The organism is Flavobacterium endophyticum, from assembly GCF_003634455.1.
Lineage (GTDB): Bacteria > Bacteroidota > Bacteroidia > Flavobacteriales > Flavobacteriaceae > Flavobacterium > Flavobacterium endophyticum.
In genome coordinates this window covers 234,173-260,802 of record NZ_RBLC01000005.1, presented here as the reverse complement: position 1 = coordinate 260,802, position 26,630 = coordinate 234,173, and the positions used below count along the sequence as shown (strand labels likewise).

Sequence of the window (26,630 nt, the reverse complement as noted above, 5' to 3'; positions counted from 1 at the left end):
AGGATGTTATTTTTGGCGAAAGTACTATTTAATAGCATGTCTTACAAATTTGGTAGTCTGTAACTATTTTGTCCTGACCGAATCGGGAACCAATAACTCATATTCCCCTCCATTTCGGATAACATCGCGAACAATGCTGGAGCTGATGTAAGAAGTATTCGCAGCTGTCAGCAAGAAAACAGTCTCGATTTTAGAAAGCTTGCGGTTGGTGTGCGCGATAGCTTTTTCAAATTCAAAATCGGCTGGATTTCTCAGGCCTCTCAGAATAAATTTTGCTTTTACTTTTTTGCAGAAGTCAATTGTCAGGCCTTCATAGCTGACAACAGAAACCGTAGGGTCGTTCTCAAAACATTCTTCGATAAAACGCTTTCTTTCATCCAAAGAGAACATATATTTTTTTTCAGCATTAACGCCGATGGCAACGATTATCTTGTCAAAAAGCGGAATACTTCTTTTGATGATGTCATAATGCCCCAACGTTATCGGGTCAAATGATCCTGGGAATACGGCTATTTTCTCCATAATAATTTTCGTTTTAATGCCAATTCGATTTCATTATCCAATAAATCCGAAAAAGCAATTTTGGCATATTCTGCTTGTTGCGGGAAAATGCTTTGTCCTGACAACCCGGGATTGGTATTGATTTCGATAAAGTGCGGTACGTCATCCATTACGATAAAATCGGTTCTTGAAAAACCAGACATTCCTAGGGCTTCATATACCTTTGCGGCTGTTTCACGTACTTTTTGTTCCACTTCTGCAGACAATCTTGCTGGCGTAATTTCTTCTGATTTTCCTAAATATTTAGCTTCGTAGTCAAAAAAGTCATTGTGAGAGACGATTTCGGTAAGACCTAAAACTTTTGTTTCTCCTTTGTAATTTAGTACTCCGACAGAAACTTCGGTTCCTTTTAAATAGGATTCAATCAAAATATCGCTGTCTTCTGCAAAGGCAAAATCTAATGCCTTTTCAAAATCAGATAAGTCATTCACTTTTGAAACGCCCAAGCTGCTTCCGGATTGGTTCGGTTTTACGAAAAAAGGCAAGCCTAATTCAGCTTTGATTTCTTCAGCCGTGATTTTGTCACCTTTAGAAAGATATATGGATTTTGCCTTTGGGATATTGAATTTTGAAAGGACAGACAAAGTATCTCTTTTGTTAAACGTCAGAGCCGATTGGTAAAAGTTGCACCCGGAATACGGAATTTCTATTAGCTCCCAATACGCCTGCATATGCCCGTCTTCGCCAGGCGTTCCGTGGATGGTATTTACGATAACGTCAAACGTTGTTTTTGTCCCGTTTTTGGTGAAGGTAAAGTCGGATTTGTCGATCGGAAATTTCTCTCCATCGATAATTACGTCCCAGCCATCCAATAAAATATGGACTTCAAACGTTTTATATTTGTTTTTGTCGAGATTGTTTAGGATTAGCTGACCACTTCGAAGCGATATCACTGATTCGTCAGAATATCCGCCCATTACAACGGCTATGTTCATAGTAAGATTGAAGATTTTTAGATTACAGATTTGAGACTTGTTTGTTGTTAGAAGTTTAGTCTGAAAATTGAAAACTGCTAACTAAAACGGCCGAAACCTCTCACAAAAATATCACTAATTATTGAAACTAAAAACCTTTAGTATTTTTATATCTTTGCACGAAATACATTTTATATGACTTTAGGAAAATATCTTACAAGCAAATCTTTTTTTAAACAACTTTTACTGGCTTTGGGAATTGTAGTCGTACTTGTTTTTATACTATTGCAATGGCTCAGTTATACTACAGATCACGGCAATGAAATAACAGTTCCGGATTTGAAAAAGCTTACGGAACAGCAAGTAGAAGAGAAACTTGACGAGCTTAATTTAGAATATGTTTTGCTGGATACGGTAGACTTCAATAAAGATTTTCCAAAATATACTGTTGTGCAGCAAGACCCGCTGCCGGGAGCAAAGGTAAAAGACGGCAGGAAGATTTACATCAAAGTAAATTCAGCCGATTTCGGGTTGGTTACTGTTCCTGATTTGATTGAAAAAACATTACGCCAGGCAGAACCATCGCTTTTAGCTTTAGGACTTGAGATTGGCAAAAAAACATACAAGCCTTATTTAGGCAAGGATATGGTTTTGGAAATGCATTCAAACGGTAAAAAGATAAAACCGGGCGATAAAGTAAAAAAAGCATCCAAAATCGATTTAGTTCTTGGCGATGGAAAAGTAGGATTTGAAGAGTCTGAAGCAGATACGATTAAAAACAATACAGATACAGAACCGGCAGAATGATAGAGAATCCGATTGCAGACGAAACGCTAGATGACGAATTATTTGAACATTTTAGATTTGAAGCCTCAAAAGGGCAGTCGCCTTTGCGTGTAGACAAATTCTTGATGAATCTGGTCGAAAACGCTACCCGAAACAAGATACAGCAAGCAGCAACAGCAGGGAATATTTATGTAAATGATGTTCCTGTAAAATCCAATTATAAAGTAAAGGCCCTAGATGTCGTGCGAGTTTTGCTTTCGCATCCGCCTTTTGAAAACCTTATTCTCCCAGAAAACATTCCGTTGGATATTGTTTATGAGGACGATGCGCTTTTGGTTATCAACAAGCCGGCTGGTTTGGTCGTTCATCCGGGACACGGAAATTATACGGGAACGTTGGTAAATGCTTTAGCCTTCCACTTCGAAAACTTGCCTTTAAACAGCAGTGAGCGTCCGGGATTGGTTCACCGAATTGACAAGGACACTTCAGGATTGCTTGTCGTTGCCAAAACAGAGCAGGCGATGGCTTTCTTGGCCAAGCAATTTGAAGAAAAAACATCCGAAAGAGAATATGTCGCTTTAGTTTGGGGCAATGTAGCGGAAGATGAGGGTACGGTTACGGGAGATATTGCCAGACATGCCAAAGATAGAATGCAGATGGCTGTCGTTCCTGATGGGGAAGGAAAACATGCCGTGACCCATTATAAAGTCTTGGAACGTTTTGGCTATGTGACTTTGGTGTCTTGCAAATTAGAAACAGGGAGGACACATCAGATCCGCGTGCACATGAAACATATCGGACACACACTTTTCAATGACGAACGTTATGGCGGTAACTTGATATTAAAAGGTACTACCTTCACAAAATACAAACAGTTTATTGACAACTGCTTCAAGGTGTTGCCAAGGCAGGCGCTGCATGCAAAAACGCTAGGCTTTTTACATCCGACAACAAAAGAGTTTATGAGCTTTAATACCGAACTTCCAGAGGATATGAAGGAGTGTATCGCGAAATGGAGGGTGTATTCTAATTCGCATACTGTTGAAGAAGAAGAAAATTAAGAGTTTAAAAGAAACTACAATAACAAAGGCAACGTTTTCGGCGTTGCCTTTTGTTTTTATAAGATGATTCAGTATTGCGATGTAAATAAAATAAAAAACGGTATACTTTTATCTTTCTATACAGATATGCACGCTAGCAGTAGCAAGAAATTAGCGTAAAAACCAAAACTTACGACAGAATCTGACTGATGTAGTATAACATAAAGCTGGTGTTGTACTACATCAGTTTCTTGTTATACAACACTAACTAGGTGCTATGCAGCATAAGTGCTATATAAAACTACACTAAACTAATGTTATACAACATTTATTCTATGTTGTTTTGTGTCATATTATTGTTACAAAACATTAAGTATATATAATACAACACAAGTGCTATGTCATGCTACACTTATTCATTGTTACATGACATTTTTAAAATGTAATATAACATCAGCATTATAGAGCATTCATAAAATATCATGCAGCATTCGTGTAAAAAAAGGAGTGCTTGATTAAAATTTTCTATTTAGGGGCTTAGTGTCTTTTTCACGTAGTGTTCTAGTAATAATTTAAAATTAATGCTAATTATTTAATTATATACTTAAATATTAGTAAATTAGATGTGTAATTATAAATTATATCATCATGGAAACGGTAAAAATTAAAAACCTAAACAAGTGGGCCAATTCGCATACTTCTTATCCCATAGATATTCTAAGGATTGCTTTAGGCGTTTTTTTATTCCTGAAAGGAGTATCATTTATAAAAGACAGCCATAGGCTTATCGATTTGCTCTCTCCTTTGGGTAATTTTGACGGTGGTATGTTTGTCTACCACTATGTAGCTGCTGCACATATTATGGGCGGTGTTATGATTGTCTTTGGACTCTTGACGCGATGGGCAATCTGGGCACAACTGCCGATTTTGATTGGCGCCGTATTAATTAATTTCATCGGAACTTTGGTTGTATCCAACTTGATTGTATCTGTCATAACGCTTATCGTCTGCATTTTCTTTTTAATTTATGGCAGCGGCAAGCATTCGGCAGATTATTATTTTAAGATGGAGAAATAAAGAATATTAAATTTAGATTAAGAAAAGAGCAGCTAATAAGCCTGCTCTTTTTTTATTTGACGGATTATTTAATTATCTCTTAAGTTAAAATTAGCGTTGCTATGTATAAAATGTCGTAACTTGTAGATGTGAAAAGGACATAAGAATAATCTTGAAATTGCTATATCATGGAAACGAAAATTACTTTTGGGACGGAAGAGAAAGACCGATTTCAAAAACCGAGCTTTACAGAAGAATTAATCAGTAAAAAGGAAGAGCTGAAAAAAAGAATGAAAGACAAGAATCTGCAATTAAAGAATCTCTTGAAGACCAATCTCGAACTTTTGAAAAGCAATGATATCAATATGATGCTTTTCTAAGAGAACTTTATAAGGAATAAAAAATAAGCCTCGCGTTAGCAAGGCTTATTTTTTTAGGCAGTCTCGTAATTTTCTTTTTTCGAATTGCGTTTTAATATCAGTGCGCTGATCAGCGTAACGACTAATCCAATAGGAAGTACTTCGCCATAGGTCATCACGATAATCAGCAATGGGTTTTTATACCATTCTTTATACGTTTCCATTGTAGCAGTCTGCGCTTTTATTTCGGTTGCGGTAGCACCGCTTTCTGCTGCCTGCTTTAGCATATGCGACGTATATTTTTCCATGAAATCAGGAATAAAGAAATAATATTCGACCAGCCATACGACTACATATATTGTAGAAGCAATAAGCGTAATAAGCAATCCGATCTTGAACGCTTTTCCGAAAGAAATCAATCCCGAATTGAATTTGTCGCGGTAATTTTTGATGCCTACAAATACAAAAGAAAAGGCAAGAAGCATTCCGAGATACCCCAAGACCATGCTTCCTTCAAAGTTAGCATTGTCATAACATAATATGGTAGAGACTACCATCATTGCCGTGACGATAAACCCTGCAATAAGACCATTTGTCAAAATTGTTTTTTTCATTTTAAAAGTTTTTAGTTGATTTTACTACTGCAAAATTGAATGTTTTCAGGCGTATCGAAGTCATACTTAAGGATGATTTTAAATCAAATGGGTCGTTTTGCTACTTTAGTATGAACCTTTTAGGGTATAAGTCTTAGGCGTTTTGCTTTCTCTACGGCTTGCGTCCTACGATTGACATCAAGCTTTTCGAAAAGTTTTGAAGAATGCGTTTTTATGGTTGGCAATGAGACAAAAAGCTGCGAAGCTATTTCCTGGTTGCTGCAGCCTTGCGCGATCAATTCCAAGACCTCCATTTCTCGCTTGCTGAGGTTTAATTTCTCCAGCTGGCTTTTGTCTTGTATGAATTCTGCCGACTCAATATACACTTCCTTTTCAACGATTATGGTTTCTTTTTTGGGCTTCGTGAGTTTTTGCGCAAGCCAGATTCCAAGAACTGTAAAAACCACGGCAATCGATCCTACATATATTTCTAAAGAATGGTCTATGATGATAAAACGAAGCTCGAGCCATTTTACCAAAAAAAGCAAGACGGCCAAAGAGACTCCGTAGAGGATGGGAGATTTATATTTTAAAAAAAATTGTCGCATGCATTATTTTATGCTTCAAAGATAGAAAATGTATTTTTAAAATGTTTTTAGTCCTGTTTACCGATGATGCAGAATTTAGGAACTGATACAAAAAAAGTAAAAGCAGATTTTTGTTTTTAATATGCTATTTTTGTTCAAAACAGCTGATATATGATTAAAGTAGGAAGCTTATATGCTGGAGTTGGCGGCATCTGTCAAGGATTTATAAATGCCGGAGCAAAAATGGCTTGGGCTAATGAAATCGACAAAAAAGCCTGCGTGACGTATCGCGCCAACTTTGAGCACCCTATTTTTGAAGAAGATATCTGGAAGTTAAATCCTGAAGAATTAGAGAAAGTCGAGGTCTTAGCTGCTGGATTTCCGTGCCAGCCTTTTTCTCTTGCTGGCTATAGAAAGGGATTTGGTGACGAAAGAGGCAATCACTTTTACCGAATATTAGATTTTGTAGAAGCTTTAGGCCGGCCAAAAGTTATTTTTTTGGAAAATGTAAAAAACCTGAAAAGCCATGATAATGGCAAAACATATATCATTATTGAAGAAGCCATGAAAGCTAATGGCTATTCGTTTGCCGCAAAAGTATTGAATTCCAGAGAACATGGAAATCTGCCGCAAAACAGAGAGCGTATCTATATGGTCTGTTTTAGGAATGATGAGGACGGAACCAACAGGTATACCGAACATTTTGAATTTCCAAAAGCCATGAAATTGAAAAGAAAAGTTGTTGATATCGTAGACAACTCTGTTTCAGACTCTAAGTATTTTTATGGCGAAGACAAATATATGTTCGATAAATTACAGCAATCCATCCGCAGAAAAGACACAGTTTATCAATGGAGAAGGCAATACGTTCGGGAAAATAAAAGAGATGTATGCCCGACATTGACAGCCAACATGGGAACTGGCGGACATAACGTTCCGCTGGTCTTGACCGACAAAGGCATCCGAAAGTTAACGCCAAAAGAATGTTTTGAATTCCAAGGCTTTCCAAAAGATTTTGTCTTGCCGGGCAAGATAAGCCATTCACGTTTGTATAAACAAGCTGGTAACTCTGTTAGCGTTCCCGTTGTTGAGCGCATAGCTGTTTCGATCTTAAAAGCTTTGAAAAAAGGGGATAAGAATAAAAAAACCGCTCCATTCGAAGCGGTTCAGAATTAATAATTGTATAGTTTATGCTAATTTAGCATTCAGGATAATTTCGGCATTTAAAAGTTGCGAAACCGGACAGTTTTCTTTAGCGTTTTTCGCTGCCTCTTGGAACTGTTCTTCCGTAATTCCGCTTACTGTAGCTGTCAGGTCTAACGTAATAGTGGTAATTTTTCCATCTTCAAAAGTGACTTTCGCAACCGTATCTAGGTTGTCTGGCGTAAAGCCAAGTTCCGATAAGACAAAGCTTAGCTTCATGGTAAAACATCCCGCATGAGCCGCTCCAATCAATTCTTCGGGATTGGTACCGACTCCGTCTGCAAAACGAGTCTTGAACGATAATTGTGCTTTATCTAAGGTAGTGCTTTGTGTAGAAATGGTTCCTTTTCCTTCCATTCCGGTGCCTTGCCAGTTGGCGCTTGCTTGTCTTGTGAATTTCATGTGTATTGTTTTTTAGGTTTGTTATTGAGCATAAAGTTAGAGAAAAATATTTTTTAGAAACCTTAAACCATGTTATGATTTTCTAAAGCCGAAAGGATTTCGTTTTTAAGCAGGCCGCTTCCGCCGCCATAATGCTGCACGATCCTGCAATTCGGATTAGTTGTTGCAAAAAAGGTACGCAATTTTTCTTCGCTTTCGGGCTCTATTCCGCAACCCAGCAGTACAATATGAAAATTGATACTTTGGAATAATTCCATAGCCGTTTCATCTGTTTCTGCTCCAGCCCCAAACCAGTCTTCGTTGTTGTTAATCAGCCTGACGACCGTTTCTAGTATTTCTGGGTGCCGTCCGATGTATAAGATATTTTTCATGATGATAAAAAGCAAAGCCTTTCTCAATTAAAGAAAGGCCTGCTTGTATAATTATTGCTTGATAAATTGCAATTCGATCTGAAGTTTTACTTCTTCTCCGACCAAAACGCCTCCGGTTTCTAAAGCAGAATTCCAGTTCAATCCCCAATCTTTACGATTGATTTTTCCTGATACTGACAATCCTGTTTTGGTATTTCCCCAAGGATCTTTTGCCAATCCGCCAAATTCTACGTCTAAAGTGACCGATTTTGTCTCGCCGTGTAATGTCAAGTCACCTGTCAGTTTGTATTCTCCTTCGTTTAGTTTTTTGAAAGAAGTAGATTTGAAATTGATTTTCGGAAACTGTGCTGCATCAAAAAAATCAGCGCTTAGTAAATGCGTATCTCTGTCTTTGTTTCCTGTCGTGATAGAATCGATATCGCCTGTAAATTCAAACTGTGCTGTTTCAAAATCATCACCTTGCGTTTCGATGGAAGCATCAAATTTTCCAAAGTTTCCTGATACATTTGTAAACATCATGTGTTTTACTTTAAAACCGATTTCTGAGTGTGCTGGGTCGATTGACCATTTTGTTGTTGTCATAATTTTTGTTTTTAATTAGTATGTTATTTTTGTTTGAATTCTTATAAAGCCATCGGGACTTCCATCAGCAGGATTTCTGCATTTTCGGATAAAGCTTCAATGGCGATCGCTTTTGTGTCCCAGATTCCCAAACCGTCCCTTTCGTTTAAGGCAATAGTTCCGATATTGAAATCGCCTTTGATGACAAAAGCATAAATGCCGTTTCCTTGTTTTTTAAGCTTGTATTCTGTTGCAAAACCTTTGTCAAATTTGCCTAAATGAAACCAAGCATCTTGATGAATCCAGACCCCTGCGTCATCGGCATTTGGAGAAAGAATCTGCTGCAGCTTGTTATGGCGTTCGTTTTCATCTAAAGAAATCTGATCGTATCTAGGCGTTACGTTTTTCTTGTTTGGATATACCCAAATCTGCAAGAATTTAGTCAATTTATCTTTATTCTTGTTGAATTCGCTATGATAAATTCCAGTTCCGGCGCTCATGGCTTGGATATCGCCTTTTTTGATTACGGCCACATTTCCCATGCTATCTTGGTGTTCTAAATCGCCTTCAAGCGGAATTGATATGATTTCCATGTTATCATGCGGATGCTTTCCGAAGCCCATACCAGCATCAACGCGGTCGTCGTTCAATACTCTCAAAACGCCGAAATGCATTCTGTCGGGATTGTGGTAATTTGCAAAGCTGAACGTATGATGCGAATCCAGCCAGCCGTGATTTGCATGTCCGCGAGTAGCTGATTTATGCAGTACCGTATTTTCCATAACAAATGATTCTGGATTTGGAAGATGGTTGAATCCAAGCGGTTCCAATTCTTTGATCTCGTCGATATCGTTTTTCATGACATCGCCTATCGCAGCAGACGTGATGAACATTCCAGTGCCCATCAATCCTTTTTTTATAAAATTTTTACGGTCCATTTCTAATGCGTTTTAATTACAGGACAAATTTCCGTCAGAAAACCTCCTTATGCATTGAACTAGGACAAGAAAAACTTTTTTTGTAAATTTTTTTGAGGGAATTTAAAATATTAGTTTTTTGCGATTCGAGCTCTTACTTTGCTGAGAAACTCAGGCGAAATCCCCAAATAGGAAGCAATATAATGTTGTGCTACGCGCTGCGGAATGGTAGGATAGAGTTCCAGAAACTCAAGATATTTTTCTGTTGCCGTTTGAGAAATAGTGTGGAAAAGCCTGTTTTGGGTTACTGACAGATTTCTTTGCATCAAAATACGAAACGCTCTTTCAAATCTTGGCGCTTTGGTAAACAGTTCTTCTTTTGATTCTGGCGAAAATATTAAAAACTCGCAGTCTTCAAGAGTTTCGATAAAAACTTGGCTCGGCTTGGTTTCATAAATACTGAAGGAGATATCGCTAACCCAGGCATCTTCAATCGCGAATTGTAGGATGACTTCAAAACCGTTGGCGTCGATATAATATTTTCTGACGCAGCCTTTGATTACGAATGCTTCAAAATTGCACATTTCGCCTTCATGGAGCATGATGGTTTTTTTGGGTACTTTTTTATATTCTAATAACGAATTGAACGTAGACAATTCTTCTTCCGAAAATGAAACGTAACGACTGATGCTTTTGTTGATTTGTGAATACAAGGCGTGAGTTTTTTGAGGTTTCTACAAATATACTAAAAAGAGAGAAACTGGATTTATGGAATTAGCTCTCGTATTTTTGATATAAAAAATCAAAATTCATGCGTATGATTTTGTATTTTTGAAATCAAATTCCAGAACATGAAAATCGTTATTTCGCCTGCCAAATCTTTAGATTTTGAAACCGCACTGCCTACAACTACACATACCGAATCTGTTTTTCTAAAAGAATCGAACACCATCCACAGAGTCTTAAAAAAGCTGAAGCCTAAAAAACTTTCTGAGTTGATGGACATTTCAGAAAAGTTAGCGGATTTGAATTGGCATAGAAATCAAGAATGGGCAACACCTTTTACATTGGAAAATTCCCGCCAGGCGATTTATGCTTTTAATGGCGATGTCTATATTGGTTTGGATGCGTATTCTCTGCCTTTGGAAAAATTAGATGATTTGCAAGGCAAACTTAGAATTTTGTCAGGATTGTACGGTTTGCTTAAGCCTTTGGATTTAATACAGCCGTATCGTTTGGAAATGGGAACCAAGCTTCCAGTCGGAAAAAACAAGAACTTGTATGAATTCTGGAAGGCGAAAATTACGAAGTCATTGAATTCAGAATTGAAGAAAGGCGAGCTGTTTGTGAATTTGGCCAGCAATGAATATTTTGATTCTGTGGATGCGAAGGCGCTAAAAGTTCCTGTAATCACTCCAGAATTCAAGGATTATAAAGATGGCAAGCTAAAGATGATCAGTTTCTTTGCCAAGAAGGCGAGAGGCATGATGGTTCGTTATATTATTGATACGAATGCGGAAACGATCGATGATTTGAAAGGATTCGATTATGAAGGTTATAAATTTGACGCGAACTTGTCGAAAGGGAACAAATTGGTTTTTACGAGATAATTACGATTCAACAAACTCGCTGAATTCTCTTATGGCTTCGCGGGTTGTTTTTCGCTGGTTTCTTGAAAGTTCGGCTACAGCGCTGACGCTTTTCTTAGCGCATTTTTTTATCTGGACAATTTTTTGGGAAAGTTCCTCAAGCTTTTGAGATTCTTCAAGCGAAATTTTTGCTTTTATAGATTCGATAAGGCTGATGAATTCTGGAATCGCAAATCGGTTTTCTGAGTAACTTTCTTGGAGTTCTTCCAAAAGCTCATCGGTATCCTTGTTAATATCTGTCAGGTATTCGACGCTTTTTTTGCTGAATTCCTTGAATATTTTCTTCTCTTTTTTGCCGAATAGTCCCATGATAATCAGATTAAAAATTAATACAACTACCTTACATTCAATCAAATGTATGAAATAAAAGGATTTGTTGTGCATTGCTTGGCTTTTATTTTAAGCACAAGGCTAAAGTAGGCGGAATATCAGGGAAACAAATTAAGCGGATATTAAATAAACGCTAATTTAAAAGCAGAAAGCTTCGGAATTTCCGAAGCTTTCTCAAATAATAACCTTGAAAAAATATTAATGCATGGCATCTGCCGGATTAATTTTGTTTTTACTTTTCTTGATGAGAAGTATGATCGGTATACAGCACAAGAACATAATTCCTAAGTACATAAAGATATCCATATACGATAAGACCGTAGCTTGTTTCATGACCGAAACATCCATGACCTGATACGCTTTTCCGAGCGCTTCGCTGGAGCTAAAGCCTTTTGCCATGAATCCTTGTTGCAATTGATGTACTCTGTTTTGGACTTCCAATTTATCGGCACTTAAATGAGACACCAAATCCACGCGATGGTTTTGGCTGAATCTTGTGATGAAAGTGGTGATAATCGCAATTCCGAAGGAACCTCCTAATTGTCGCATCATTCCTGTAAAAGCAGCACCTTCTCCAATATGTTTTCCTTTTAATGTTGATAAGGCTAAAGTAGTGATAGGAACGAATAATAGTCCAAGTCCGATTCCTCTTAAAATCAGCGGCCAGAACATATGTTCGACACCGGTATCGGGCGTAATCACATTGTGCATCCAGAAAGTGAAGAAAAAGAATACCAAGAATCCAACACCGACCATATAACCTTGCGGTACGCCTTTCTGGATTAAATTCCCGACGATAGGCATCATGAATGCGGTAGTAATAGAGCCTGGAATTAGCAATAATCCAGCGTCTAAAGCTGTCCATCCTAAAACCGATTGGGTATAGATTGGCAAGATCAATGTCGAGCCGTATAATCCAAATCCAAGGATAAAGCACATTACGGTACCGATTCTAAGATTTCCGTCTTTTAGTACGCTGAGGTTTACAATCGGGTATTTATAGGTCAGCTCTCGCCAGATGAATAATATCAATCCAAAAAGGCTGACGATGCTTAATGTAGTAATCAGTCCGTCGTCAAACCAATCGTCTTGCTGTCCGTGTTCTAAAACAAATTGCAAAGAACCGATGAACATGGCTAACAGCAGAATTCCCCACCAATCGACTTGGCTTGCCCTTAGCTTTTCACCATATTTAGGGCTTTTTACATACGACAAGGTCAAGATGGTTGCTATAATTCCTAAAGGAATATTGATGTAAAAGATATAAGGCCAAGAATAATTTTCTACGATATAACCTCCCAAAGGCGGTCCTAATGTCGGTCCTACGATTACACCTAAGCCGTAAATTGCTTGAGCCATTCCTCGTTTGGCAACCGGATAACTTTCCGTGATGATTGTCTGTGCCGTTACCAATAATGCTCCTCCGCCAAGTCCTTGGACAAAGCGAAAAACGACAAGTTCCCAGATGTTTGTAGCGTTACCGCATAGAAATGATGAAACGGTAAAGATGACGATGGACACGGCAAAATAATTTCTTCTTCCGAATTGCTGTGACAACCAGCTCGTCATCGGAATCACGATTACGTTGGCAATCGCATAGGCAGTAATTACCCAAGCGACATCAGTCAGGGTAGCACCGAGGCTTCCGCGCATGTCTGTCAGGGCAACGTTTACGATGGTCGTATCGACGATTTCCAACAGGGCACAAAGTACCGCGGTAATCGTAATGATAACCCTTCTGAAGCCGTATTCAACTAAACTGTCTTCTCCTGAAGTTGCTTCCATTTTAATTTAAGATTTTGGATTGATGATTTAGGATTTGCGATTTACAAACCTTAAATCATTAATATGCTGGGATTTATTTTAAGTGTACGTCAACGTCAACGTTCATACCCGGACGAAGATTTTTTACTTTGTCTGGAGCATTTTCAGGATCAAGGCTGATTTTTACAGGAAGCCTTTGGATTGTTTTTACGAAGTTTCCAGTAGCATTATCAGGAGGAAGCAATGAAAAACGCGCTCCAGTTGCAGGAGAAAATGACGTGATTGTTCCTTTGAATTCGTAATCAGGATAAGCATCGACATGAATGCCTACTTTTTGCCCGACTACCATTTTGCTCAATTGGGTTTCCTTGAAATTAGCGATAACCCAAGCTTCGCTGTTGTTGATGATATAAAACATCGATTGCCCCGGCTGCACAAATTGCCCTGGCTGTATGTTGATTTTAGAAACTTGTCCGTCGATTGAAGCAGTAACTACAGTATAGTTTAAGTTCAATTTCGCAGCATCGAGAACGGCTTGCGCTTTTTTGATATTTGCAGCGGCCACTTCCGTCTGTTTGTTCGTTACGTTTGAACGAGAGGCTGCTACTGATTTTTGGTACGTACTAGCTCTCTGTTGTTGCTGTAAGATTCTCAATTCGCTTTCGGCTTCTAATTTTGCAGCTTCTGCCTGCTCGAATTGCTGTTTGGTAATCGATTTGTTTTTGTAAAGATTTTGGTAACGTACAAAGTCGTTTGCCGCTCTTGTCAGCCTGATTTTTGCGGTTTCTATATTTCCGCCCGCAGAAGAAATGTTTGCTTCAGAAATAGAGATATTTGCCAAAGCACCGCCAATATCAGCTTTCGAAACTTCTAAGCTGCCCTGTGCTGCAACTAATGCTGCGTTTGCTTCTTCTACTTTTACTAAGTAGTCTTTATCGTCTATGGTAAAAAGCGTATCGCCTTTTTTAACGAAGTCGTTGTCTTTTACATACACTTTTGTCACATAGCCCGAAACTCTCGGAATGATCGGGTTCATGTTTTTCTCAATCTGGGCATCATCGGTTGTTTCGTGAGAAAGCGAGTGAACGTATTTGTATATTCCATAAGTTGCGCCGATTACGACTAACGCAGCAAGTATGAACGTAAACTTTTTATTTGTTTTTTTCTTTTCCATCGTGAAGGGAATTTAGTTTTTAGTGATATTGAATGAGTCGGTTAGTTTGCCGGAAGCACTTAGCAGTTCGTAATAGCTTTGTGCAATGTCTGCTTTTGAAAAGGCTTCATTTAATTTTGCTTGAAGTTCTTGTACGTCGGCTTCCAAAAGGTCATTGGTGTCCGAAAGCCCGTTGTCGTATTTGTCTTTTACGATTCTGAAATTTTCAGATGCCTGAACAATCGCTTCTTGGTAGACTTTGTACTGTTTCAACGAAAGTGCATAATTTTCTTGTGCTTCTTGAACTTCCACTTTGATACGGTCTGTCAGGATATCGGCAGATTGTTTTGTTTCTGAAGCTTGGCTTCGTGCCAGCTTTACATCTTTTCCGTTTTTGAAAATAGAAGCAAGGTCATACGAAACACCGACTCCAAAATTGATAGCATTATTTACTTCCAAGACGTTTTTCAGATTAAAAGCGACATAACCGCCGATTAGCGATACAGAAGGATAATAGTTTCCTTCGGCAACCTTGATATTCGCTTCTGAGGCTTTTTGCATCCATTTTAAAGCTTCCAAATCACTTCTGCCGGCAAGAGCATCATTTTGATTAATTGAAGCCTTAGGAAAGCCTGAGTCTTCAAAAATAGCATCGTCGGGAGAAATCTGCGTTCCTTCTGGAAGCTTGAGCAGATTCCCAAGCTGGTAGTTTAATGTGACAACTTTTCTTTTAGCATCTTCTAAAGACAATTCGATGTTGGAAGACTGCAATTGCGATTTCAAAAGGTCGTTTCTAGCAATCAACCCGTTTTCTTCCATGGCGGTAAAATCTTTGACACGCTGTTGAGAGCTCTTCAGGTTTTCTTGAATCAATCGTACGGACTGTTGTGCTTTGTAAAGATTCACGTAAAGAATCACCGTGTTCATAGCCAGCTGCTCTTTGGTGTTTTTTGCGTTCAGCAATTCGGCCTGGTATCTGTTCTCGGAAGCTTTTACGCTGTTTTTTAGCTTAAATCCAGAAAAGATCGGCATAGAAAGGCTGGCTTGTCCTAAAATCAACTGGTTTACCTTTGGCGATGAAGTTGTTTCGCCTTCAGCTGGTTCAGAGCCTCCGAAGGAAACTTTTGAATTGATGTTGGCTTCGGTCAATCGCTGGTATTGTCCGGAAATTTTCAGGCTAGGGTAGCGGTTGTTTTTTACGGTTTCTAATTCGTACTTCGAAGTTTCGGTTTTGGTGTCTGCCAATCCGGCCTCGTTGCTTTGAGTTGTGGCCAAGCTGATGGCCTCGTTTAGTGTCAGGGGTCTTTTTTCTTGGGCGGTTGCTTCAGCAAATCCCAGAATCAATAGCATTCCCAACAACAATGGGTTAGTTTTCATAAACTAAAAAGGCTTTAATTGTTTGTTTGATGTGACTTATTACTTCTGTTTTTATAAAATGATCGTATGCTTCCTCAGTCTTCAAGTTGAAGAGTTCTTCATAAAAAGGGCGGTTGGTATGGAAGTGAAAAAAAGTGCCCATGATCGTAGGAGGCAAAAGCGCCGTGTTGATGTTTTTTCGGAAGACTCCTTTTTCTTGTCCTTCAGCAATTATTTTTTGAAGCGATAGGAGGTTCTGTTTTTTTACATCGGTAAAGACCTTGAAATCCATGATTCGTTTTTTGGAAGAAAATTCAAAATGGAGAATTTGGTACAGGCATCTGTTTTTGTTCAGGCGGTTTATGTAAAGTTCGATAAGCTTCTCGATTTTTTGGATAGGAGAGAGGTCTTCGCTAAAAAGATTTTCGAGCTGTAATCTCAAATCGGAAGTTCGGAAGATGATCAACGATTCGAGTAATTTTTCTTTGGAGCCAAAATAATAGGAAATCATCGCAATGTTGATATTGGCCTTTTTTGCTATGTCGCGGATGGAAGTTCCGTCGAATCCTTTTTCTGCAAAAAGCTCCTCGGCTACCTGAAGGATTTCTAATTGCTTTTCATTAAATTCAGTCGTCATTTTTTGTACATCATTAAATCGAGTACAAAATTAAACACTTGTTTAAATTAAACGATTGTTTAATTTTTGTTTAACATTTTTTTAACGAAAAACGTTTGAGAAAATGACGATAGATAATTTCTATATTGATTTTTTAAATAATTTTAATTCAGACTATTGAATTTAATTATATAAACTAATAGATTAGTATTGCTAATTGCGAACCCAATTTTCTAAAATTTGTTTTCCCAATGGTGTCAAGATGGATTCAGGATGAAATTGTACTCCTTTTACGTCGAAATTTTTGTGGCGTAGCGACATGATTTCTCCGTTCTCGTCTACTGAAGTTATTTCTAAATCGGAACCTAAATTTGATTTTTCTACGACCCACGAATGGTATCTTCCGACCATAAATTCGTTCGGAATATTTGTAAAAAGCGATTCGTCTTCGACCAAAATTTTTGCTTTTGAAGCTGTTCCGTGGTATACTTTTTCGAGATTTTTGAGCGTCGAACCGAAGACTTCGCCGATAGCTTGCTGTCCTAAACAGATGCCTAAAATGCTTTTTGAGGGAGCATATTCTTTAATAATATCTTTTAATAAACCGGCTTCGGATGGAAGTCCAGGGCCCGGAGAAAGCAATATTTTGTCGTAGTTTTTGACTTCTTCGAGCTCGATTTCATCGTTTCGGAGAACCGTAACCTTGCAATTTAGGGCTTCTAAATAGTGAACTAGATTGTAGGTAAAGCTGTCGTAATTGTCTACTACAAGTATGTTTTTCATCGGAATAGTTGTTGTTTTATTTGGCAAAGTTACGGAAGTTTTTTGGAGCGATACGTCCGCGAAAGGGATAGCAGCGGCATCCTTTTGCGGCATGAAATGGAGCAAAAGATAGAGCGAATAGCCCGACCCGAAGGGATTCGCCCTAATAAAAAAATCCCTGCCAGAAAAACATCTGACAGGGACTTGGGAAAAATAATTGTTTGGAATTAGAATTTTAAATCTACAGCTAATTCGAATTCGTCGTAGATTGCTTTGTCGCCTAGGCCTTCGAAGAAGTTTCCAGAACCGTATTTGATACCGTATTTAGTTCTGTCTACTTTTAATGCTGCTGTAGCGTTATTTTTGTTAACTGTAATATCAAATTTCACGGAGTTTGTAATGTCTTTGATCGTTAAATCTGCAGTTACAGAATAAACGTTATCTGATTTTTTTCCAATTGATTTGAATACCAATTTAGCTGTTGGGTATTTGTCAGTTCCGAAGAAATCGTCAGCTTTTAAGTGTCCGTCTAGTTTTTCTTTTCCTTGACCTGCTTTCAAGTCTGTAGTAGAAATTGTTGTCATGTCAACTGTAAAGTTTCCTCCAGCAAGTTTGTTGCTTTTGAAAACAAGAACGCCGCTTTTTAGGTCGATTGTACCTTCGTGTTGTCCTGTTACTTTTTTACCAACCCAGTTGATTTTGCTAGCTTTTACATCAACTTTTTTCTCTTGTGCCGTTGCTGTAAATGATCCGAATGCTACTAAAAGAGCGATTGCAATAGTCTTGAAATTTTTCATTGTTTTTAATTGAATTAAGGTTATTATTATAAATTGATAAATAATTCTTCGTTAGATTTTCTCACTTTTTTAAAATGCTGTGTGGCATCTTCTTCATGGCGGTAGCCTAAAGTAGCTATTGTAGAAGCGTTTAGGCCTAATTTATCTAGTCCAAGTACTTCATTTACTTGTTCGGCATCAAAGCCTTCCATTGGAGTAGCGTCGATTTTTAGCTCAGCTGCAGCATTCAAAAGATTAGCTAAAGCTATATAGGTTTGTTTTGATGTCCAGTGGTTTCTTGATTCTAATGGCAGAGTTGAAATTTTTGATTTCATGAAATCAACATATCCTTGGATGCTCTCTGCAGGAATTCCTCTTGTTTCAACAATGTTCTGTGCGTAAGAATCGATTCCGTTATCTCCAAAATTAGTTTGATTTGCAAAGATGATCAAATGCGAAGCATCTACAATTTGAGATTGACCCCAAGCAACTGGCTGTAATTTTGCTCTTAATTCTGGCGTTTCGACGATTAAGATTTTGTATGGCTGAAGGCCGTAAGAGGAAGCACTAAGTCTGATTGCTTCTTTGATTGTTTCTAAATCTTGGTCTGATATTTTTCTTGTTGCATCGAATTTTTTCGTTGCATATCTCCAATTCAGGTTATTTATAATTGCACTCATTTTTAAATTTATGGATTAATTGTTCTTAATTTTTCTAGTAAATAATTTAGCTGTTCAAGTTCTTCAGCTGAGAGTTTTTGTGCCAAAAGGCATTCGTGATGTTCTACTTTTGGATTAAGATCGGCTAAAAGTTCCAATCCTTTTTCTGTAATGGCGATTTCCATTTTTCGTCTGTTGCCAGGACAGATTTCTCGGGTCACGAGCTCTTTCAGAAGCAATTTGTCAACCAGCCTCGTGGTATTGCTAGTCTTGGCAATCATCCGTTCTTGGATAACGCACATATTGGTTGGCTTGCCATTCTGACCTTTTAGAATTCTTAAGACATTAAACTGTTCTGGCGATAAATCGTAGGCTTTCAGTATCTCGTTGAATTTTTCTGCTAAGACGTTTTGCGTGTACATAATGTTCAGCACCGTCTTTTTTCCGATTGCCATAGGAGAGGTCGTTTTGATGATTTCTTCTATTTTCATTATTGTAATTACAAAATTTGTATGTACAAATGTAGTACTATTTTTAATTGTATATACAAATGTGGATTAAATTTTTGTTAAATAAATGATGTCGGTACGTAGAATGCTTATTTTTATTGGGTTTAAAGACAAAATAAATTTTTTATAAATGAAGAAAATTATTGCCATTGGTATCGTTTTTCTGCTTGTTTCTTGCAAATCTGAGGAGAAAAAGGAAGCAATTTCTAATCCAAAACCATTAAAAACTTATTCAAAAGACGGTATTTCTATCGATTCGTATAATTTTTTAGGCCTTGAGCCCTATCTGAAAAAGGATAATGACACTACTTATGTGGTTAATTTTTGGGCGACTTGGTGTGTTCCCTGTGTAGAAGAACTTCCCAATTTTGAAAAGCTGAATGCAGAATACAAAGACAAAAAGGTAAAAGTACTTTTGGTAAGCATCGATTTTCCGAAAATGGCAGAGACCAAGTTACTGCCTTTTGTCAAAGAACATAATCTTAAGTCAGAAGTGCTATTGCTTAATGATCCAGATGCTAATACATGGATTAACAAAGTGGATTCTACATGGAGCGGCGCGATTCCGGCGACAATTATCTATAAAGGTGATAAGCGCCGTTTTTATGAAAAGAGCTTTTCATTTGAAGAACTTGAGAATGAGGTAAAACAATTCCAAAACTAAAATCAAACTATAAACATCATACTATGAAAACAATTAAAATTTTTGCTTTTGTATTGCTTGCAGGGCTTGCAAGCGCTTTTACGTATAAAAATATGGATGCCGCTGCTGGTTATAAAGTAGGCGATATTGCAACAGATTTCAGCTTGAAGAACATCGACAATAAAAAAGTTTCCTTGAAAGATTTCAAAGATGCCAAAGGCTTTATCGTGATTTTTACCTGCAATCACTGTCCGTATGCTCAAGCATATGAGGATCGAATCGTAGCTTTAGATAAGAAATATAAAAAACTAGGCTATCCTGTAATTGCGATCAATCCGAACAATCCTGAAAAACAAAAGGATGACAGTTTTGATCTGATGAAAGTTAAAGCAAAAGAAAAAGGATTTACTTTCCCGTATTTATTAGATGAAGGACAAAAAATCTATCCTCAATATGGAGCTACAAAAACACCACATGTGTATATCTTGCAGAAAACAGCAAAAGGAAACCAGGTGAAATATATCGGTGCTATTGATGATAATTATGGAGATGAAAAAGCAGTTAAGGAAAAATATGTAGAAAAAGCAGTGGATGCTCTTTTGAAAAACAAAGAAGTAGTAGTTAAAGAGACCAAAGCTATTGGATGTTCCATCAAAGCATAATACTTTTACAGAAAAAAATAATGAATATATCACAAGAACAATGGTGGTCCCAATTACAGGAAGATGAAAATGCTGTAATTTTAGACGTAAGAACCGAAGACGAATACAATCGAGGAATGATTCCCGGAGCCAAAAACATTGATATTTATAAAGGCCAAGGGTTTATCTATGAAGTAGAAGAACTAGACAAGACCAAGAACTATTATGTGTATTGCCAGGCAGGAATGCGAAGTGCAAAGGCCTGCGACGTAATGGGCCAGCTTGGTTTTGATACGACTTATAATCTTATAGGCGGAATGTCTGAATGGGACGGACCTGTTGAATTACCAGAATAAAAAAAGGAGCGTATCGCTCCTTTTTTTATTACTTTTAGGCCTTAAATTTCTAAGATATGAAGACTAGATTATTTTCTTTATTGTTACTCCTGATAAGTTTTGCTTCCTGCCAATCGCAGAGCAAATCTCCTGAATTGGTTTCTCCTGAAGTTTTTGCTAAAAAAACTGAAGCCGCTGCTGTGCAATTGGTCGATGTCAGAACTCCGAAAGAATACAAGCAAGGCCATCTGAAAGGAGCTGAAAACATCCATCTTTATGACCAAGATTTCGTTGACCGAATCAATAAGCTTGATAAAACCAAGCCTGTTTATATCTACTGCAAAGCAGGCGGGAGAAGCGCTGAGGCAGTTGAAATAATGCAGGCTCAAGGTTTTCAAAACATTATAGAGCTTAAAGGCGGCACCGATTCTTGGACAGAAAGTGGCAAGCCTTTAGAACAATAATTATTCTATCGTATAGGTCATATCGACTCTTTCCGATACTCTAAAATATCCTAAAGCGTAATTGCTACTGTTGGTCTGATTGATGATATTTCCTCTTACGTTCGCTGGCGTTGTCTGGAATGGACCGCCGCCACCGCCTTCGGAAATACCGATCAAGATATACATATAGTTATAGTAGCGCTCTGAAATTCCCAATAGAGAAATGTTGAGTTCGTCGCCAGTTACAAAATCTTCGTGCGTGAAAACGCCAAACATTTCATTGCCTTGAAAGAATTTGTCGTCTAGGACATCATAGTCAGGGTAAGGAAGTCGGCCTGTCACAAATTTGCTCAGGTAGAAATTGTCTTCATTGCCATTATCGTTATAGAAGAACTTAACTTCGGTATCATCGCCTGAAAATCCGCCTTCGTTATTCTGTTCTGTCCTTGTAATTTCAGGAACAGCCATCATCTTTTCTGTTGCTGTATAGGTTTGTCCATCACGGACTACGGTCAAGACATAGGTTTCTCCTATCACTGGCTGAAAATCGGTACAGAAATATTCTCCAGTTCCGGGAGTTTCTGTAAAAGTAAAGACCGTATTGCTGCTGTTCGTAACAAAAACCGTGGCATTAGAAACTACAGGAATGACGCTTTGAAAATACCCAGTCGTAGTTGTCAGTTTGATTTTCTGCGAAGCTCCGTCGGTTCCTTTGATCCAGTCAATCGAAGCATCGATAACAAGTCTTGGTGGCGTCGTGTTTAGATCGACATCAACTACTTCTTCACAGCTGAAGCAAAGTATTGATAAGAAAAGAATGGCTATATATTTTATATTTTTCATGATATCGTTTGTCTGATTAGAATTTGAAATTGTAGGTTACGCTTGGAATGATTCCGAAGATCGAAAGTCTTACGGCTTCATTTCTTCCAGTATCTTCATTCTGCCTAAAGGTCATCGAAGCAGAATTCATGCGGTTGTATAAGTTGTAGATGCTGAAAACCCATTCGCCTTGCCAGCCTTTTTTCTTATCTGGTTTTGGAACATAAGTTGCCGAAACATCTAAGTGATGATAGGCTGGAAGACGGTCGTCATTTCGCGCCCCATAACTCGGAACAATGATGCCCCCATATTCATACTGACCGTTCGGATAAGTAACTGGCTGTCCTGATTGCAATGCAAATGTACTTCCGAAAGACCATTTGTCGTTTAAGCTATAAGATGCGGTAATAGCCAAATTGTGTGTTTTATCATAGCCAGTGCTGTACCATTTTCCGTTGTTGATTCCTGTTTCTGCAGCCGTTCTTCCCGGTGTCTGCTGTTCGGAACGAGACAAAGTATAAGAAATCCAGCCGTTTAATTTGCCTGAATTTTTTCGTAATAATACTTCCAAACCATACGATCTGGACTTTCCGTTCAAGACTACTTGTTCGATAGCTTCATTGGCAATAAGGTCGGCTCCGTCGATATAATCGATTCTGTTTTTTACTTTTTTGTAATAGATTTCAGTTTCCAAAGTATAATCGTCGTTGTGGAAATTTCTGAAATATCCTAAAGCTACCTGATCCAAAAGCTGCGGCTTGATGAATTTGTCGCTAGGCGCCCAAACGTCCAAAGGAGTAGGAGAAGAGGTATTCGAAATCAAGTGGATGTACTGGCTCATTCGGTTGTAGCTTGCTTTGATGGACTGATTATCGCTTAACTGATAAGATACGGCAAGGCGAGGCTCAAGATTGTCGAAAGAGGCGATTGTCTTGCCACTGCCAAAATGCTCGGTTCCGATTGGTTTTCCTTTTTCGTAAATCTGAAGTTCTTGGTTGAAAGTCACGGCTTCATTGTTGGCATAGATATTCATGTCTTGCTGTCCAAGGCGATAGAACATACTATAACGAAGACCATAATTGACACTAAGTTTTTCTGTCACTTCCTGCTCTGCGTCGATATAAAGTGCAGGTTCTAGAGCGTATTTTTTGTCCAATTGGTCGTGGTTGATTCCTGAAGATGGGCCTGTAGGCGAAATAGTTCCAGGATTGAAATCATAATAGACAGCATTTAGACCATAGGTCATTTTTAGCTTTTCGCTTATGTAATGCTTGAAATCATATTTGAAGTTGTAATTCTTGATTCCAGAATCCCAGTTCAATCCGACGAAATCGAGCTTAAGTCCATAGTAATAATCGCTGTAGATCATAGACATGTTGGAGAATAGCTTATCCGAAAAAAGATGGTTCCATCTCAAGTTCAATACGGCATTTCCATACACATTATTGAACTGATCGTTGATATCGAAAACGTCTCTTCCGAAATATCCGGATAAAAAGAGGCTGTTGTTGTCATTCAGCTTGTAGCTCAATTTAGTATTTAGGTCATAAAAATAGGCGCTGTTGTTATTATCTGTAAGCTTTAAAAACAAATGTGCATACGAGCTTCTTCCTGCTACAAGAAAGGAACCTTTTCCTTTCTCGATAGGCCCTTCTGCTAAAAGTCGGCTGGAAATCAGTCCGATACCACCATTCATGTGAAATTCATTACTGTTTCCTTCTTTCTGGTAGATATCCAATACGGAAGAAACACGGCCTCCGAAACGGGAAGGAATTCCGCCTTTGTATAGTTTCAGATCTTTGATGGCATCTGAATTAAAAACAGAAAAGAATCCGAATAAGTGCGATGAATTATAAATCAGGGCTTCGTCAAGAAGGATAAGATTCTGGTCGGCTGCTCCGCCTCGTACATTAAATCCTGATGAACCTTCGCCTGCATTCGTAACTCCAGGCAGTTGAAGGATTGATTTTAGGATGTCGGTTTCTCCTAATACTGCAGGCATTTTTTTAATTTCCTGAATGGAGAGCTTGTTCACGCTCATTTCAGGTTTTTTGATATTGGCAATATTTTTTCTTTCGGTAATTACGATTTCATCAAGATTCTGGGTAGTACTTTCCAGGCTGATGTTTTTCCGAAGATTTTGCTGCAACGATATTTTTTCTTCAGAAGTCTGGAATCCCATGTAGCTGATTTGAAGGGTGTAATCGCCTTTTGGGACAGAGAGGGAGAAGAAGCCGTATTCGTTTGTGGTTGTCCCCGATTGTAGCTCAGGGATGAAGATGTTGACCCCGATCAGGGTTTCATTGCTCTGGGAGTTGACAATCGTACCGCTTATGGTGACTTTGTCTTGGGCTTTTGCCCAGCTTCCGATGAGGAAGAGCAGGATTAATAAAGGAACGTTCGTTTTTTGATTCATGATTGATTTGATTGTTATTGTTCTGTGAGAAAATTCACTTTCTAGAAAACGTCTATGTTTAAGAATTATTTTACAAAAACATATTTTAACGTTTCAGAACGTAGGACGACAAACAAATCGGAATGTTACATTATTTAACTTTAAGAAATCTTTATTTAGGGAGATAGAGGATAAAAACAGAACCGATATCAGGCTTGCCTTCGGCTTTGATAAATCCATTATGGTTTTCGATAATCTTTTTGCAGATGGCGAGCCCTATCCCGGTTCCGGAATAATCAATGTCTGTTTCGAGTCGCTTGAAGAGCATAAAGATCTTTTCAGAGAATTCTTGCTTGAATCCTATTCCGTTATCGGTTACCGTTATCTTGTAATATTTTTTATCGGAAAGCTCGATATCATTGATTTTCTCTCCGTTTTTGATTTTTACCGCTTTGATCTTAATGATCGGAGGTGTGGTTTCTTTGCTGTATTTCAGTGAATTAGAAATAAGATTAACGAATAGTTGGTGTATTTGGAACGGAATTGTATTTAGTTTCGGCAAGTTGCCAATTTCGATTACTGCATTTTTTTCTTCGATATTTAAGGCAAGTTCATGAACCACATCTTCGAGAAGCTTGTTAAGGTTGGTCTTTACAAAAACTTTGTCGTCTTTTATGGTTTTTGAATAGTCGACCAAATCCATCATCAGGTTTTGCATCCTATTCGCAGCATTTTTGATTTTTGAGAAATAATCCCTTCCTTTTTCTGAAATGGTTTCAAAATCAGAATCTTCAATCCTGGAAATAAACATTTGTATTTTCCGGAGCGGTTCCTGCAAGTCATGGCTCACAATCTGGTTGAACGATTCTAATTCAGCATTCATAGCAATCAGCGTCCTGTTTTTTTCTTCCAATGCCAGCTTGTTCGTGTATTCTTCGGTAATATCATTGCTGACGCCAATCTTGACAAGCTCTCCTTTGCTGTTATGCGTAAAATCTCCTGTTGAGTTGATGTATCTTATTTCACCGTCTTGGCGCACAATCCTATAGATCATTGATGTTGGCGTATGATTTCGCATTGACTCTTCATGCTGTCTTACCGCATCTTCTACGTCATCTGGGTGGATAAAAGGAGTAAAGTTGTCTAGATTTTGTTCAAAAGCATGTGGCTTGAGTCCTAATATCCGAAAGAAATTATCGGAATAAAAAAACTTGCCTGTCTTGATGTTTATTTTCCAATGGCTTATTCCTGCTACTTTTTCAGCATTATCAGAAACTTGGTTGACAAATTTCAACTCTTCGTTCAGCTTCCTTACTTTTACGAAATCAAGGTTTATCTTGTTGAGGGAAAATAACAATACGACCAAAGTTATGATTGTGAGCGAAAAAGCTGTGATTGTAGACGTTTCTATATCATAACGATGATTGATGTTGTGCAACTTTAACTTTGTAACTTCCTTATCAATAAGCTTGTATATTTTTTGTTGAATAGCTTTTGTCTGCATGTTTCCTTCAATTAATTTGGCATGCAGTAGGGCAGGGTCGGTACGTTTTGAATTGGAAATGGCCAAGACTTCTTCAAAAAGCGCTAGCCTTTTTTGGATATCCTTGCTCAGGTTTTCGATATTCTGGATATCTTCGCTACTTGAATAACCACTTTTTAGCTGGGAAAGACCGTTGAAGAGTTTTCGTTTAAGTTGCAGATTGTTTTCATAAAAAAGGGAATCTTTGGTAATGATATAGCTTCGGATCCCGCTTTCCCTTTGGATAATTTCGGTGATGATTTTTTCGAGCTCAAATTGTTTCTTATTAGAATCCGAAATCAAATCTACAGATTGGTTCAAGCTTTTCATCTGGATATGAAAAACGATAGCGACGCTTATCACCAAAATAAAAGATACCCCTAGAGCTGTTCTGTAAACAAGTGTAGGGGTAAGTAATTCCTTTAATTTCATATCCTTTAGTTTTCGCCTTTATATGCTGAAAAAGAAAGTGTCTTTGTTTAATCCAGAAGTATGGAATTGCCAATTTATATTGACGACTTCTTTAAGCACTTTTTTTAAATTCGTAAAATCATTAGGTTTTTTGATGTAGATATTGGCACCGCCTACAAACGTTTCTTCAATATCTTTTTCTGCCGATGAGGTAGAATAGATGGCTATGGATATATCCTTGAATTTAGAATTCTGCCTAATTTCTTTAAGGCATTCATTCCCATTTTTGCTTGGCATGTTTAAATCTAAGAATAAAATATGGGGCAGAATCGTATTCGGATGCTCCAGGTAATCCATCAATTCTCTTCCGTTTTTGAAAACGGTCAGATTGTTGTTGATTTTTAATTCTTTTATTGCATCATTAAAAAAATTGCGATCATCTTCATCATCATCTGCAAGCATAATATTTATCGGAGACTTATCCTTAATCATGG

At 37.9% G+C, this 26,630-nt stretch carries 32 protein-coding genes; 10 read left to right on the top strand and 22 right to left on the bottom strand.

The window, feature by feature from the left end; all coding sequences use genetic code 11:
* Positions 1-63: 63 nt before the first annotated feature.
* Positions 64-522, bottom strand: a complete 459-nt coding sequence (gene coaD / locus CLV94_RS15700; RefSeq protein WP_121377461.1) for a pantetheine-phosphate adenylyltransferase — start codon at positions 520-522, stop codon at positions 64-66.
* A complete protein-coding gene (locus tag CLV94_RS15695; protein WP_121377460.1) occupies positions 510-1,496 on the bottom strand; it encodes a D-alanine--D-alanine ligase in 987 nt (328 codons plus the stop codon). Before CLV94_RS15695 ends, coaD begins: the two co-directional genes overlap by 13 nt.
* Positions 1,497-1,670: 174 nt before the next feature.
* Here CLV94_RS15695 and CLV94_RS15690 point away from each other — a divergent pair, with 174 nt between their 5' ends.
* From CLV94_RS15690 to CLV94_RS15675, 4 genes are all read left to right on the top strand, one after another.
* Complete coding sequence (locus CLV94_RS15690; protein WP_121377459.1) at positions 1,671-2,282, top strand: PASTA domain-containing protein; 612 nt, start codon at positions 1,671-1,673, stop codon at positions 2,280-2,282.
* The gene (locus CLV94_RS15685; RefSeq protein WP_121377458.1) at positions 2,279-3,322 is read left to right on the top strand and encodes an RluA family pseudouridine synthase; all 1,044 of its coding nucleotides are present in this window, start codon (positions 2,279-2,281) and stop codon (positions 3,320-3,322) included. The genes CLV94_RS15690 and CLV94_RS15685 overlap by 4 nt, the downstream gene beginning before the upstream one ends.
* Positions 3,323-3,949: 627 nt before the next feature.
* Positions 3,950-4,378, top strand: a complete 429-nt coding sequence (locus CLV94_RS15680; RefSeq protein WP_121377457.1) for a DoxX family protein — start codon at positions 3,950-3,952, stop codon at positions 4,376-4,378.
* Positions 4,379-4,545: 167 nt separating this feature from the next.
* On the top strand, positions 4,546-4,737 hold the full coding sequence (locus CLV94_RS15675; RefSeq protein ID WP_121377456.1) for a hypothetical protein: 192 nt from the start codon (positions 4,546-4,548) through the stop codon (positions 4,735-4,737).
* A 53-nt stretch (positions 4,738-4,790) separates the two neighbouring features.
* Here CLV94_RS15675 and CLV94_RS15670 read toward each other — a convergent pair whose 3' ends face one another.
* Together CLV94_RS15670 and CLV94_RS15665 are read right to left on the bottom strand one after the other, a co-directional pair.
* The gene (locus CLV94_RS15670) at positions 4,791-5,330 is read right to left on the bottom strand and encodes a DUF4199 domain-containing protein (protein ID WP_121377455.1); all 540 of its coding nucleotides are present in this window, start codon (positions 5,328-5,330) and stop codon (positions 4,791-4,793) included.
* A 119-nt stretch (positions 5,331-5,449) separates the two neighbouring features.
* Positions 5,450-5,917 (bottom strand): helix-turn-helix transcriptional regulator, encoded by a 468-nt coding sequence (locus CLV94_RS15665; RefSeq protein ID WP_121377454.1) that lies wholly within the window; start codon positions 5,915-5,917, stop codon positions 5,450-5,452.
* A gap of 150 nt (positions 5,918-6,067) precedes the next feature.
* Between CLV94_RS15665 and dcm the strand changes: the two genes are divergently transcribed.
* A complete protein-coding gene (gene dcm, locus CLV94_RS15660; protein WP_121377453.1) occupies positions 6,068-7,072 on the top strand; it encodes a DNA (cytosine-5-)-methyltransferase in 1,005 nt (334 codons plus the stop codon).
* Positions 7,073-7,084: 12 nt separating this feature from the next.
* On the opposite strand, the gene CLV94_RS15655 is transcribed toward dcm, so the two are convergent.
* The 5 genes from CLV94_RS15655 to CLV94_RS15635 form a co-directional block, all read right to left on the bottom strand.
* Complete coding sequence (locus CLV94_RS15655) at positions 7,085-7,501, bottom strand: OsmC family protein (protein WP_121377452.1); 417 nt, start codon at positions 7,499-7,501, stop codon at positions 7,085-7,087.
* A gap of 62 nt (positions 7,502-7,563) precedes the next feature.
* Entirely contained in the window at positions 7,564-7,872 is a 309-nt protein-coding gene (locus CLV94_RS15650; RefSeq protein WP_121377451.1) for a hypothetical protein, read from the bottom strand.
* Between the two features lie 51 nt (positions 7,873-7,923).
* On the bottom strand, positions 7,924-8,454 hold the full coding sequence (locus tag CLV94_RS15645; protein ID WP_121377450.1) for a YceI family protein: 531 nt from the start codon (positions 8,452-8,454) through the stop codon (positions 7,924-7,926).
* A gap of 41 nt (positions 8,455-8,495) precedes the next feature.
* The gene (locus CLV94_RS15640; protein ID WP_245982616.1) at positions 8,496-9,215 is read right to left on the bottom strand and encodes a pirin family protein; all 720 of its coding nucleotides are present in this window, start codon (positions 9,213-9,215) and stop codon (positions 8,496-8,498) included.
* Positions 9,216-9,481: 266 nt separating this feature from the next.
* A complete protein-coding gene (locus CLV94_RS15635) occupies positions 9,482-10,063 on the bottom strand; it encodes a Crp/Fnr family transcriptional regulator (RefSeq protein WP_121377448.1) in 582 nt (193 codons plus the stop codon).
* Positions 10,064-10,201: 138 nt separating this feature from the next.
* Between CLV94_RS15635 and yaaA the strand changes: the two genes are divergently transcribed.
* Positions 10,202-10,960 (top strand): peroxide stress protein YaaA, encoded by a 759-nt coding sequence (gene yaaA, locus CLV94_RS15630; protein WP_121377447.1) that lies wholly within the window; start codon positions 10,202-10,204, stop codon positions 10,958-10,960.
* On the opposite strand, the gene CLV94_RS15625 is transcribed toward yaaA, so the two are convergent.
* From CLV94_RS15625 to CLV94_RS15585, 9 genes are all read right to left on the bottom strand, one after another.
* Positions 10,961-11,308, bottom strand: a complete 348-nt coding sequence (locus tag CLV94_RS15625) for a hypothetical protein (protein WP_121377446.1) — start codon at positions 11,306-11,308, stop codon at positions 10,961-10,963.
* 219 nt (positions 11,309-11,527) lie between these two features.
* Complete coding sequence (locus CLV94_RS15620; protein WP_121377445.1) at positions 11,528-13,114, bottom strand: MDR family MFS transporter; 1,587 nt, start codon at positions 13,112-13,114, stop codon at positions 11,528-11,530.
* A 73-nt stretch (positions 13,115-13,187) separates the two neighbouring features.
* Positions 13,188-14,267 (bottom strand): HlyD family secretion protein, encoded by a 1,080-nt coding sequence (locus CLV94_RS15615; RefSeq protein WP_121377444.1) that lies wholly within the window; start codon positions 14,265-14,267, stop codon positions 13,188-13,190.
* 12 nt (positions 14,268-14,279) lie between these two features.
* Positions 14,280-15,623: a TolC family protein gene (locus tag CLV94_RS15610; protein WP_121377443.1), complete on the bottom strand. Its 1,344-nt coding sequence runs from the start codon at positions 15,621-15,623 to the stop codon at positions 14,280-14,282.
* Complete coding sequence (locus CLV94_RS15605; RefSeq protein WP_121377442.1) at positions 15,613-16,239, bottom strand: TetR family transcriptional regulator; 627 nt, start codon at positions 16,237-16,239, stop codon at positions 15,613-15,615. Before CLV94_RS15605 ends, CLV94_RS15610 begins: the two co-directional genes overlap by 11 nt.
* 192 nt (positions 16,240-16,431) lie before the next feature.
* Positions 16,432-17,001, bottom strand: a complete 570-nt coding sequence (locus CLV94_RS15600; RefSeq protein ID WP_121377487.1) for an anthranilate synthase component II — start codon at positions 16,999-17,001, stop codon at positions 16,432-16,434.
* 206 nt (positions 17,002-17,207) lie between these two features.
* Entirely contained in the window at positions 17,208-17,777 is a 570-nt protein-coding gene (locus tag CLV94_RS15595) for a YceI family protein (RefSeq protein ID WP_121377441.1), read from the bottom strand.
* 26 nt (positions 17,778-17,803) lie between these two features.
* A complete protein-coding gene (locus CLV94_RS15590; RefSeq protein WP_121377440.1) occupies positions 17,804-18,436 on the bottom strand; it encodes an NAD(P)H-dependent oxidoreductase in 633 nt (210 codons plus the stop codon).
* An 8-nt stretch (positions 18,437-18,444) separates the two neighbouring features.
* Positions 18,445-18,906, bottom strand: coding sequence for a MarR family winged helix-turn-helix transcriptional regulator (locus tag CLV94_RS15585; protein ID WP_121377439.1), 462 nt, complete (start codon positions 18,904-18,906; stop codon positions 18,445-18,447).
* Positions 18,907-19,054: 148 nt separating this feature from the next.
* On the opposite strand from CLV94_RS15585, the gene CLV94_RS15580 reads away from it, so the two are divergent.
* Genes CLV94_RS15580 through CLV94_RS15565 form a run of 4 tightly spaced genes read left to right on the top strand, consistent with a single transcriptional unit; the run spans position 19,055 to position 21,007 of the window.
* The gene (locus CLV94_RS15580) at positions 19,055-19,588 is read left to right on the top strand and encodes a TlpA disulfide reductase family protein (RefSeq protein WP_121377438.1); all 534 of its coding nucleotides are present in this window, start codon (positions 19,055-19,057) and stop codon (positions 19,586-19,588) included.
* 23 nt (positions 19,589-19,611) lie between these two features.
* On the top strand, positions 19,612-20,229 hold the full coding sequence (locus tag CLV94_RS15575) for a thioredoxin family protein (RefSeq protein WP_121377437.1): 618 nt from the start codon (positions 19,612-19,614) through the stop codon (positions 20,227-20,229).
* 20 nt (positions 20,230-20,249) lie between these two features.
* Positions 20,250-20,564, top strand: a complete 315-nt coding sequence (locus CLV94_RS15570) for a rhodanese-like domain-containing protein (RefSeq protein ID WP_121377436.1) — start codon at positions 20,250-20,252, stop codon at positions 20,562-20,564.
* A 56-nt stretch (positions 20,565-20,620) separates the two neighbouring features.
* A complete protein-coding gene (locus tag CLV94_RS15565; protein ID WP_121377435.1) occupies positions 20,621-21,007 on the top strand; it encodes a rhodanese-like domain-containing protein in 387 nt (128 codons plus the stop codon).
* Here CLV94_RS15565 and CLV94_RS15560 read toward each other — a convergent pair whose 3' ends face one another.
* The 4 genes from CLV94_RS15560 to CLV94_RS15545 all read right to left on the bottom strand — a co-directional run bounded on the left by CLV94_RS15560 (position 21,008) and on the right by CLV94_RS15545 (position 26,628).
* Complete coding sequence (locus tag CLV94_RS15560) at positions 21,008-21,829, bottom strand: DUF4249 domain-containing protein (protein WP_121377434.1); 822 nt, start codon at positions 21,827-21,829, stop codon at positions 21,008-21,010.
* A 16-nt stretch (positions 21,830-21,845) separates the two neighbouring features.
* Positions 21,846-24,224: a TonB-dependent receptor gene (locus CLV94_RS15555; RefSeq protein ID WP_121377433.1), complete on the bottom strand. Its 2,379-nt coding sequence runs from the start codon at positions 24,222-24,224 to the stop codon at positions 21,846-21,848.
* 151 nt (positions 24,225-24,375) lie between these two features.
* Complete coding sequence (locus CLV94_RS15550; RefSeq protein ID WP_121377432.1) at positions 24,376-26,157, bottom strand: ATP-binding protein; 1,782 nt, start codon at positions 26,155-26,157, stop codon at positions 24,376-24,378.
* Between the two features lie 18 nt (positions 26,158-26,175).
* Complete coding sequence (locus tag CLV94_RS15545; protein ID WP_245982612.1) at positions 26,176-26,628, bottom strand: response regulator; 453 nt, start codon at positions 26,626-26,628, stop codon at positions 26,176-26,178.
* Between the last annotated feature and the right edge of the window lie 2 nt (positions 26,629-26,630).

What these genes read in the sequence shown, in the direction of transcription:
- CLV94_RS15550 (WP_121377432.1), bottom strand. Translation starts at nt 26,157, where the DNA reads ATGAAATTAAAGGAATTACTTACCCCTACACTTGTTTACAGAACAGCT.
- CLV94_RS15555 (WP_121377433.1), bottom strand. Translation starts at nt 24,224, where the DNA reads ATGAATCAAAAAACGAACGTTCCTTTATTAATCCTGCTCTTCCTCATC.
- CLV94_RS15590 (WP_121377440.1), bottom strand. Translation starts at nt 18,436, where the DNA reads ATGAGTGCAATTATAAATAACCTGAATTGGAGATATGCAACGAAAAAA.
- CLV94_RS15585 (WP_121377439.1), bottom strand. Translation starts at nt 18,906, where the DNA reads ATGAAAATAGAAGAAATCATCAAAACGACCTCTCCTATGGCAATCGGA.
- CLV94_RS15605 (WP_121377442.1), bottom strand. Translation starts at nt 16,239, where the DNA reads ATGACGACTGAATTTAATGAAAAGCAATTAGAAATCCTTCAGGTAGCC.
- CLV94_RS15610 (WP_121377443.1), bottom strand. Translation starts at nt 15,623, where the DNA reads ATGAAAACTAACCCATTGTTGTTGGGAATGCTATTGATTCTGGGATTT.
- dcm (WP_121377453.1), top strand. Translation starts at nt 6,068, where the DNA reads ATGATTAAAGTAGGAAGCTTATATGCTGGAGTTGGCGGCATCTGTCAA.
- CLV94_RS15665 (WP_121377454.1), bottom strand. Translation starts at nt 5,917, where the DNA reads ATGCGACAATTTTTTTTAAAATATAAATCTCCCATCCTCTACGGAGTC.
- CLV94_RS15560 (WP_121377434.1), bottom strand. Translation starts at nt 21,829, where the DNA reads ATGAAAAATATAAAATATATAGCCATTCTTTTCTTATCAATACTTTGC.
- CLV94_RS15620 (WP_121377445.1), bottom strand. Translation starts at nt 13,114, where the DNA reads ATGGAAGCAACTTCAGGAGAAGACAGTTTAGTTGAATACGGCTTCAGA.
- CLV94_RS15545 (WP_245982612.1), bottom strand. Translation starts at nt 26,628, where the DNA reads ATGATTAAGGATAAGTCTCCGATAAATATTATGCTTGCAGATGATGAT.
- CLV94_RS15645 (WP_121377450.1), bottom strand. Translation starts at nt 8,454, where the DNA reads ATGACAACAACAAAATGGTCAATCGACCCAGCACACTCAGAAATCGGT.
- CLV94_RS15655 (WP_121377452.1), bottom strand. Translation starts at nt 7,501, where the DNA reads ATGAAATTCACAAGACAAGCAAGCGCCAACTGGCAAGGCACCGGAATG.
- CLV94_RS15695 (WP_121377460.1), bottom strand. Translation starts at nt 1,496, where the DNA reads ATGAACATAGCCGTTGTAATGGGCGGATATTCTGACGAATCAGTGATA.
- CLV94_RS15575 (WP_121377437.1), top strand. Translation starts at nt 19,612, where the DNA reads ATGAAAACAATTAAAATTTTTGCTTTTGTATTGCTTGCAGGGCTTGCA.
- CLV94_RS15615 (WP_121377444.1), bottom strand. Translation starts at nt 14,267, where the DNA reads ATGGAAAAGAAAAAAACAAATAAAAAGTTTACGTTCATACTTGCTGCG.
- CLV94_RS15595 (WP_121377441.1), bottom strand. Translation starts at nt 17,777, where the DNA reads ATGAAAAATTTCAAGACTATTGCAATCGCTCTTTTAGTAGCATTCGGA.
- CLV94_RS15690 (WP_121377459.1), top strand. Translation starts at nt 1,671, where the DNA reads ATGACTTTAGGAAAATATCTTACAAGCAAATCTTTTTTTAAACAACTT.
- CLV94_RS15580 (WP_121377438.1), top strand. Translation starts at nt 19,055, where the DNA reads ATGAAGAAAATTATTGCCATTGGTATCGTTTTTCTGCTTGTTTCTTGC.
- coaD (WP_121377461.1), bottom strand. Translation starts at nt 522, where the DNA reads ATGGAGAAAATAGCCGTATTCCCAGGATCATTTGACCCGATAACGTTG.
- CLV94_RS15565 (WP_121377435.1), top strand. Translation starts at nt 20,621, where the DNA reads ATGAAGACTAGATTATTTTCTTTATTGTTACTCCTGATAAGTTTTGCT.
- CLV94_RS15685 (WP_121377458.1), top strand. Translation starts at nt 2,279, where the DNA reads ATGATAGAGAATCCGATTGCAGACGAAACGCTAGATGACGAATTATTT.
- CLV94_RS15640 (WP_245982616.1), bottom strand. Translation starts at nt 9,215, where the DNA reads ATGGAAAATACGGTACTGCATAAATCAGCTACTCGCGGACATGCAAAT.
- CLV94_RS15570 (WP_121377436.1), top strand. Translation starts at nt 20,250, where the DNA reads ATGAATATATCACAAGAACAATGGTGGTCCCAATTACAGGAAGATGAA.
- CLV94_RS15680 (WP_121377457.1), top strand. Translation starts at nt 3,950, where the DNA reads ATGGAAACGGTAAAAATTAAAAACCTAAACAAGTGGGCCAATTCGCAT.
- CLV94_RS15625 (WP_121377446.1), bottom strand. Translation starts at nt 11,308, where the DNA reads ATGGGACTATTCGGCAAAAAAGAGAAGAAAATATTCAAGGAATTCAGC.
- yaaA (WP_121377447.1), top strand. Translation starts at nt 10,202, where the DNA reads ATGAAAATCGTTATTTCGCCTGCCAAATCTTTAGATTTTGAAACCGCA.
- CLV94_RS15670 (WP_121377455.1), bottom strand. Translation starts at nt 5,330, where the DNA reads ATGAAAAAAACAATTTTGACAAATGGTCTTATTGCAGGGTTTATCGTC.
- CLV94_RS15675 (WP_121377456.1), top strand. Translation starts at nt 4,546, where the DNA reads ATGGAAACGAAAATTACTTTTGGGACGGAAGAGAAAGACCGATTTCAA.
- CLV94_RS15600 (WP_121377487.1), bottom strand. Translation starts at nt 17,001, where the DNA reads ATGAAAAACATACTTGTAGTAGACAATTACGACAGCTTTACCTACAAT.
- CLV94_RS15650 (WP_121377451.1), bottom strand. Translation starts at nt 7,872, where the DNA reads ATGAAAAATATCTTATACATCGGACGGCACCCAGAAATACTAGAAACG.